The following is an 8,345-nucleotide window of genomic DNA, read 5'->3' on the forward strand; positions in this document are numbered from 1 at the left end:
ACATGCCGGGTGTTTTTTTAGTTTCAAGCCAGAGCGGCCAGCAGAGCCTGCAGTGGGTGGCGTGGTTTATCACCAACCAGCCGTTTTACCTGGCTGCGACAGGAGAAACCGGTCACCAGGATCCGCTCATTACCCAGCTGGGTTACCGGTGCGCGCCAACTAAGCTCAAACAGCGCTTTGCTGTTTTCAAGTTGCTGCTTTTCATGGCCATAGGTACCGGCCATACCGCAACAGCCTACACTGACCGGCTTTAATTCCAGCCCCATCTGCATAAAGATCTGCTGCCAATGCTTTTCACTGGCAGGTAAGGCGGTTTTCTCGGTGCAATGCGCCAGTAACGAGAATTGCTGTGCCTGCGCCACCTTGGGCAAGCTTTGCTGTACTAACCATTCCTGCAATAGTAAGACCTGGAAATCCCCCCGCGCCTTGCCAAGCGCTTTCACATACTCGTCGCGATAGACTAGGACTAATGACGCATCCAGACCTAACAATGGCAGTTGATACTGATTTAGCTGGTTAAAAAAGGCTGCCGCCGTGGCAGCGGTCGCCGCAAATTGCTTTAAAAAGCCTTTGACATGCTCCGGCTTACCGTTTGGCAAAAATGGCAATAACAGCGGCTGATAACCCAGTTTTTCCAGTAACTGTAGCGCGTCGGCCACCAGTTCCGCTTCGTAAAAACTGGTAAAAGGATCCTGCACCAGCAGTACCGTGCGTTGCCGCTCCTCAGCCGTTAAGGCGTTTAGTTTATCAAACGAAAAGCGGTAACGTCCCTCCAACCGCTGCGCCAGAGTGGGTACCGATAACAGTGGCGTATCGACATAGCCAACACCATGCTCCAGGCCTTTTTGCAACCAGCGCTGCCCGAGGAAAAAATTCACCAGCTTAGGAGCTTTCGCCAGTAAGGGCGCGGTACGCTCAATATTGGCAACCACATAGTCTTTTGCCGGCCGTAAATAGCGACTGTGGTATAGCTGCAGGAAACGGGCGCGGAAGCTTGGCACATCAACCTTGATCGGACACTGGCCGGCACAGGCTTTACAGGCCAGACAGCCCTCCATTGCCTCCATCACCTCATGCGAAAAGTCCGCATCGCCCTGGCGTTTAGCCAGCGTATTCTTTATTTTCTGCCAGATACTGCTGATGCCCTGGCCTTGCTGTAACAAACGCTGTTCCGTTTGCAGAATATCTTCGCCCGCCTGCTGTTGTAAGCGCAGCCACTCGCGCATTAAACCGGCACGGCCTTTTGGGCTATGGCGCCGATCTTTAGTGACCTTACTGGACGGACACATCGGCGAGCTTTCTTCATAGTTAAAACACAGGCCATTGCCGTTGCAGTTCATACTGCTGTCAAAGCTTTCACGCACCGCAACCGGAATTTGCCGGTCAAACCAGGCACGCTTTTGACCGTCAACACTGACCAAAGCATCGTGACTTTGATAAGGCGTACAGATTTTTCCCGGATTGACACGGTTGCGCGGATCAAAAGCCGCTTTGATTTTCCTGAGCTCAGTAAAGAGTTCCTCACCGAAAAATGCCGGTCCGTATTCACTGCGATAGCCCTTACCATGCTCGCCCCACATCAAACCGCCATATTTAGCGGTTAACGCCACCACCTGATCGGAGATGGTTCTAAGCAAACGCTCTTGTTCCGGATCGTATAAATCCAGTGCCGGCCGCACATGCAGCACCCCGGCATCAACATGACCAAACATGCCATAGTGCAAACCGTGTGCATCTAACAGCGCACGAAACTCGAGGATAAAATCAGCCAGATTTTCCGGCGGCACCGCGGTATCTTCGGCAAAGGCCACCGGTTTATGATTGCCGGCGGTATTGCCCAGCAGCCCCACCGCCTTTTTCCGCATGGTGTAAATCGCATTAATCGCTGCCGCATCATAGGTCAGCTGATAGCCAATGATGCCGCCTTGTTGCTGTTCGATAGCCTCGTCCAAACGCGCAGTCAAAGCGGAAATTTTGTCGTGAATTTCCTGCTCAGACTCAGTGTTATACTCGACAATATTCAGGCCCTGCATCTCCTTGCCGGGCACATCAGTAATCAGATCTTTGACCTGATGCCAGACAATATCGCTACGTGCCAGGTTCAGCACCTTACTGTCGACGGTTTCCACCGAGGTGGCTGCTGCTGCGACCAGGAAAGGCGAGTTCCGTAGTGCACTTTCAAAGCTGTCGTATTTAATATTGACCAGACATTTGTACTTCGCGATCGGCGTGATATTCAGCTTAGCCTCGGTAACAAAACCGAGCGAGCCTTCCGAGCCGGTAATAATCCGCGACAGATCAAACTCGGTCAGATCGGCGTTAAACACATGCTCCAGATCATAACCGGTTAAAAAACGGTTCAGGCGTGGAAATTTATCTAAGATCAGCGCCCTTTTATTACGGCAGCTATCTAATACCTGGCGGTAGATGCGGCCGATGCTATTGGGTTGCTCGGCTCGGTGCTCAGCTTCAAACAGCGGCATCTTGCGGGTATTCAGCACATTACCGTCAATCAGCACCGTTTTCAGGGCTAACACATGGTCGCTGGTTTTACCATAGACCAGCGAGCCCTGACCTGAGGCATCAGTATTAATCATGCCGCCGATAGTGGCGCGGTTGGACGTGGACAGATCGGGGGCAAAGAAAAAGCCATAGGGCTTTAAAAAGGCATTCAGCTGATCTTTAATCACCCCGGCCTGCACCCGTACCCAGCGCTGTTCGACATTCAGCTCCAGAATTTGCCGCATATGGCGTGATAAATCGACCACGATATGCTCGGTCAGTGCCTGGCCGTTAGTGCCGGTGCCGCCGCCGCGCGGGCTGAATTTTAGATGGCTAAAGCTGGAGGTTTGCGCCAGTGATGTCATGATGACCAGATCATCAGTACTGCGCGGTAACAATACCGCTTGTGGTAAGGCTTGATAAACACTGTTGTCGGTGGCGACAGCCAGCCGACTGCCATAGCTGGTTTCAATATCACCGGTAAAGCCGGCATGTTGCAGGGCTTTGGTAAAGGCAACGACGCTGGCGTCCAATGCCAGCTCAGGATTCAGCTTCGCAATCATAATTCTGCCACTTCAGCTTAAACTGGCGGCAGTATAGCACTGCGTCAGATTATGCCAAAGTGGGCTTAGGGCTTTGGCAGTAAATTCCTGCTTAATCCATATGCCCAAGTTTTGCGGCCTTAGTCGCCAGATAGCGATGTGAATGCGCGGTGGTTTTGACCCGGTGCTGTACCCGCTCCAGCACATTGACGCCGGCATCCTGCAGTGCTTTTAACTTGCGCGGGTTGTTGGTCAGTAAGCGGATTTGTTTTACACCTAGCTGGTCAAACATTTCTGCGGCAATACCGTACTCGCGCTGGTCCGGCAAAAAGCCCAGAATTTCATTAGCTTCTACCGTATCCAGCCCTTTATCCTGCTCGGCATAGGCGCGGATTTTATTGATCAGACCAATACCCCGACCCTCCTGGCGCAAATACAGGATCACGCCGCGACCGGCTTCCGCAATTTTGCGCATCGCAGCTTCCAGTTGCGGGCCACAATCACAGCGCAAACTAAACAGCGCATCACCGGTTAAGCACTCAGAGTGCACCCGCGCTAATACTGGCTCAGCGCTGGTGATATCACCCAGCGTCAGTGCAACATGTTCTTTGCCATTCGCTGCTTCAAAGCCATGCAACCGGAATTCGGCAAAAGGTGTCGGCAACAGTGTGGAGGTAACCAGTTTAATACTCATTAATGTTCTCGAAATAATACCGCTGATAACAATCCGGAAGTTGGGGTGTGCAGTAAAAGAATCAACCCTCAACCTGCAGTGAACCCGGAAATAAACCCAAATCACATTTTGTGATAGTGTAACACTTTGTCCGATTTCGGGTTAAGGCTTTTGTTGCAAAAATCGGTTACACTGCGCTGCTGCGTTTAAATACGCTGCTTTTACTTTATCGTTTTGACATTGGATCTGCTGCCATGCTTGGTTTTTTTGAACGTTTAACCCGCCCTTTCCCAGCACAAGAACCTGAACAGCCACCAAAGGGGTTATTGGCATTTTGTCGCCACTACACCAGAGGGATGGAATGGCCTCTGCTGATCATGTCAATCAGTTCAGCGCTGTTGGCTATTCTTGAAGTCTCGTTATTCAGCTTTATGGGACAGTTAGTTGACTGGTTAGTCGCCAAAGATCCGGAAAGCTTTTTCAGCGAAGAACGGGCTAACCTGATTTGGATGGCGCTGGTGACGCTGGTGCTATTGCCACTGCTGACGCTGTTTCACTCGGCGTTGGTGCATCAGACGCTGTTGGGTAATTACCCAATGTCGATTCGCTGGTTAGCCCATCGCTATTTGCTGCGGCAAAGCGTTAGCTTTTATCAGAATGATTTTGCCGGCCGCATCGCGACGAAAGTGATGCAAACCTCACTGGCGGTGCGCGAAACCGTTATGAAATTGTTAGATGTGCTGGTGTATGTGCTGGTGTATTTTTCCGCGATGCTGTTTTTCGTTGCTGATGCGGACCTGCGTCTGATTGTCCCGATGCTGGTCTGGCTGGTGTTCTATATTGCGCTGCAGCTGTATTTCGTACCACGCCTGAAACGGGTCTCAACAGCACAGGCCGATGCCCGCTCGGAAATGACGGGGCGCATTGTTGATAGCTATACCAACATTAATACCATTAAATTGTTTTCCCATACCCGGCGTGAAGAAGACTATGCCCGCGAAAGTATGGAGGTGTTTCTAAAGCCGGTATACCGGCAAATGCGCCTGGCTACCGGCCTAAGTGTTTCGGTACAAAGCCTGAATTACCTGCTGGTCTTTGCTGTAGCAGCACTGTCACTCTATCTGTGGGCTGGTAGTGCTATTACGGTTGGTGCTATCGCTATTGCCGTTAGTCTGGCGCTGCGCCTGAATGGTATGGCGCAATGGATTATGTGGGAAGTCAGTAGTTTATTTGAAAATATCGGTACTGTAGCCGATGGTGTGGCCACTTTGGCGCAACCGGCCAGCGTGGTCGATAAACCGGATGCCAGTGAACTGCAGGTTAGCCGGGGCGAAATTCATTTTGCGGCGGTTAGCTTTAACTATGGTAAAGCAGTTAATCAGCTACAGGCACCCGTTATCAATCAATTGGAACTGACCATTAAACCGGGTGAAAAAATTGGTCTGGTGGGTCGCTCTGGTGCCGGTAAATCCACATTAGTTAATTTGTTACTGCGCTTTTACGATGTTGAGCGCGGTCAGATCCTGATTGATGGCCAGGATATCAGCCAGGTTACCCAGGAAAGCTTGCGCCGGCAGATTGCGATGGTGACGCAGGACACCTCGTTATTACACCGCTCGGTGCGCGACAATATCAGCTACGGGAAACCCGATGCCACTGAGCAGGAACTGATTACCGCAGCAGAACAAGCCGAGGCTTCGTTGTTTATTCATGATCTGACCGATCCTAAGGGTAACACCGGCTTAGATGCTCAGGTGGGTGAACGTGGCGTTAAACTCTCCGGTGGCCAGCGGCAACGGATTGCCATTGCCCGGGTGCTATTGAAAAATGCCCCAATCCTGATTCTGGATGAAGCCACCTCGGCTTTGGATTCGGAAGTCGAAGCCGCCATTCAGGCCAGCCTGAACCAGCTGATGGCCAATAAAACGGTCATCGCGATAGCGCACCGCTTATCAACGATCGCGCAGATGGACCGGTTAATTGTACTGGATCAAGGGAAAATCGTTGAGCAAGGTACCCATGCCGAGTTGGTCGCCGCTGGTGGCATTTATGCCCAGCTTTGGGCGCACCAGACCGGTGGTTTTATCGGCCTGGAGTAATCAAATAGCCCTAAAGCATAAGCCGCTGCCCCTGCTGCAGCGGCTTTAATTGCTATCGACATATTGCCGTTCTTAAATCCGCAGTAATATCGCCCAACGCCACAATCTGTTCATCATGCGCCCGATCCAGCCACGGCTCTGCCAGTGCTTGCTGATACCAGTCCTGCATGGCGGGCAAGGCCAGTAATAATTGAAAATACTGCATGGCTGGGGTGGATAACGTCAGACCATAGCTTTGGATCCGAAAGGCCACCGGTGCATAAAAGGTATCGGCAGCAGTAAAGTTATGGCCTGCCAGAAAAGGCCCGCCAAATTTCGTTAAGCCTTCATTTATCAATTCATCCAGCCGAGCCAAATCACGCAACAAGGGCGCGCTTTGCTCGTGTAATTTAATCCGTAAGCCACAATTCATACTGCAGATACTGCGTAGCGCATTAAAATTGGCGTGAATTTCAGCCGCAGCACAACGGGCCCAGGCGCGACTACGGCGATCATCCGGCCATACCGTTGGATAATGCTCATACAGATACTCGGCAATCGCCAGTGAATCCCAGACCACGGTATTATGTTGCACCATACAGGGCACCTTACCGCTGGGTGAAAAGGTACGGAAACGGGCAAAATTATCCTGATCGGCAAAAGGCACCAGTTGCTCGGTAAAGGGAATATTCAGCTGCTTCATCAGCAACCAGGGTCTGAGTGACCAGGATGAGTAATTTTTATTGGCGATATACAGTTCCCGCATCGGAAGCTCCTTTTACGCTGGCATTTTCATATCAATGATTTCAGCTTCCAGCATAGCCCAAAAAACAACCCCGGCAATGGCCGGGGCTGATTTATATCAAGTCAGGCTAAAATTGACTTAGTCTGGCGTTTTGGGCTGTTCAGCCTGCATTTTTGCCAGCCGTTTTTCCCAGAAAGTGGCATTTTTGATACCCAGTTTTACCGGATCAAAGGTAATGGGGCCACCGGCTTGCTTCTGCTGCTCGTAATCTTTTAAACACAGAATAGCGGGCTTATGCAGGAAGAAGATCACCAGAATACCCAACACGTTAATCCAGGCCATTAAGCCAACACCAATATCACCAATTGCCCAGATATAACCGGCAGCATTAACAGTGCCATAAGCCACCATCGCCATCAGTAACACCTTGAACAGGATCAGCGGCAGTTTATTATTAAACAGCCGGTTCAGGTAGGCGACATTGGTTTCGGTGATGTAGTAATAGGCCAGAATAGTGGTAAAGGCGAAGAAGAACAGCGCTAAACCCACAAAAATTTGACCAAAACCACCGAACACACTATTCAGTGCCAGTTGCGTAAAGGCGGCAGAGCCGATTTCGGTCGCCGCATCCACGTTCTGTACAATAAATTGACCGGCTGGTAATTCACCGACGACGTTGTACTGCTGTGTAATTAAAATCATTAACGCCGTGGCGGTACAGACAAACAAAGTATCGACATAAACTGAGAACGCCTGCACCAAGCCTTGCTGTGCCGGATGGTCAACCTCAGCGGCAGCTGCAGCGTGTGGGCCAGTACCCTGACCCGCTTCATTCGAATAAATACCGCGTTTAACACCCCAGCCAATGGCTGCACCAAAACCGGCCTGCGCGGTAAAGGCATCAGATAAAATTAAACTGAACACACCAGGTACTTTATCCAAGTTCAGGAACACAATAATCAGCGCCATTACGATATAACCCAGCGCCATAAAAGGCACCACGATTTGCGTAAAATGCGCGATACGTTTGATCCCACCGAAAATAATAAAAGCCAGCACAATCAGAATAAGCGCCAGCGCAGCTAGCTTGTTGGTACCTACCTCACCAAAACTGGTAACCACCATAGTGCCATCACCAAAAATTTGCGTGACTGCATTACCGACAGCATTTGCCTGCACGCCAGGTAAGAAAATACCACAACCGATAATCGCCGACACGGCAAACAGCACGGCCAACCAGCGCCAACCAAGGCAACGCTCAAAGTAGTAAGCCGGGCCACCGCGATATTGGCCGTTTTCTTCTACTTTATAAACCTGACCCAAAGTTGATTCGGCATAAGCTGTGCTGGCACCTAAAAAGGCGACGACCCACATCCAGAATACTGCACCCGGACCACCAAAACCGATAGCGGCAGCAACACCGGCGATATTACCAACGCCCACCCGGCCCGACAGTGACACAGCAAGTGCCTGAAAGGACGAGATGCCTTTGTCAGACTCGGTATTGTTCATTAGCAGTTTGCACATTTCTTTAAAATGTCTGACCTGGGCAAAGCGGGTCATAATGGAGTAAAACAAACCGGCGCCAAGACACAAATAAATCAGCGCCTCGCTCCAAATCACGCCGTTGATGGTATTCACCAGTTCCTGCATGGATATCCCCTGAGTTGTTGTTATTGTTGTTGAGCAGATGCGACCGGGCGTTTTTACTGCGCCGGCCAGGCAACCTAACCTCATTAATTTGCCACAAGCCAGGCTTACTGGCTACGTTTTTAAACAGAAATCCCGCTAAATAGCGGGATTTC

Annotated in this window: 5 protein-coding genes; 1 reads left to right on the plus strand and 4 read right to left on the minus strand. The window is 50.8% G+C overall.

Features of this window, described 5'->3' with window-relative positions:
• Window positions 1–23: 23 nt before the first annotated feature.
• Together ydiJ and ribA are read right to left on the minus strand one after the other, a co-directional pair.
• Entirely contained in the window at window positions 24–3,065 is a 3,042-nt protein-coding gene (ydiJ, locus tag AGRI_RS03185) for a D-2-hydroxyglutarate dehydrogenase YdiJ (protein ID WP_008983567.1), read from the minus strand.
• Between the two features lie 91 nt (window positions 3,066–3,156).
• On the minus strand, window positions 3,157–3,738 hold the full coding sequence (gene ribA, locus AGRI_RS03190) for a GTP cyclohydrolase II (RefSeq protein ID WP_008983568.1): 582 nt from the start codon (window positions 3,736–3,738) through the stop codon (window positions 3,157–3,159).
• Between the two features lie 233 nt (window positions 3,739–3,971).
• Here ribA and AGRI_RS03195 point away from each other — a divergent pair, with 233 nt between their 5' ends.
• On the plus strand, window positions 3,972–5,816 hold the full coding sequence (locus AGRI_RS03195; protein WP_008983569.1) for an ABC transporter ATP-binding protein: 1,845 nt from the start codon (window positions 3,972–3,974) through the stop codon (window positions 5,814–5,816).
• Window positions 5,817–5,868: 52 nt separating this feature from the next.
• On the opposite strand, the gene AGRI_RS03200 is transcribed toward AGRI_RS03195, so the two are convergent.
• Together AGRI_RS03200 and AGRI_RS03205 are read right to left on the minus strand one after the other, a co-directional pair.
• Window positions 5,869–6,561, minus strand: a complete 693-nt coding sequence (locus tag AGRI_RS03200; RefSeq protein WP_008983570.1) for a glutathione S-transferase family protein — start codon at window positions 6,559–6,561, stop codon at window positions 5,869–5,871.
• Between the two features lie 117 nt (window positions 6,562–6,678).
• Window positions 6,679–8,193, minus strand: coding sequence for an alanine/glycine:cation symporter family protein (locus tag AGRI_RS03205; protein WP_008983571.1), 1,515 nt, complete (start codon window positions 8,191–8,193; stop codon window positions 6,679–6,681).
• Between the last annotated feature and the right edge of the window lie 152 nt (window positions 8,194–8,345).

The organism is Alishewanella agri BL06, assembly GCF_000272005.1.
Lineage (GTDB): Bacteria > Pseudomonadota > Gammaproteobacteria > Enterobacterales > Alteromonadaceae > Alishewanella > Alishewanella agri.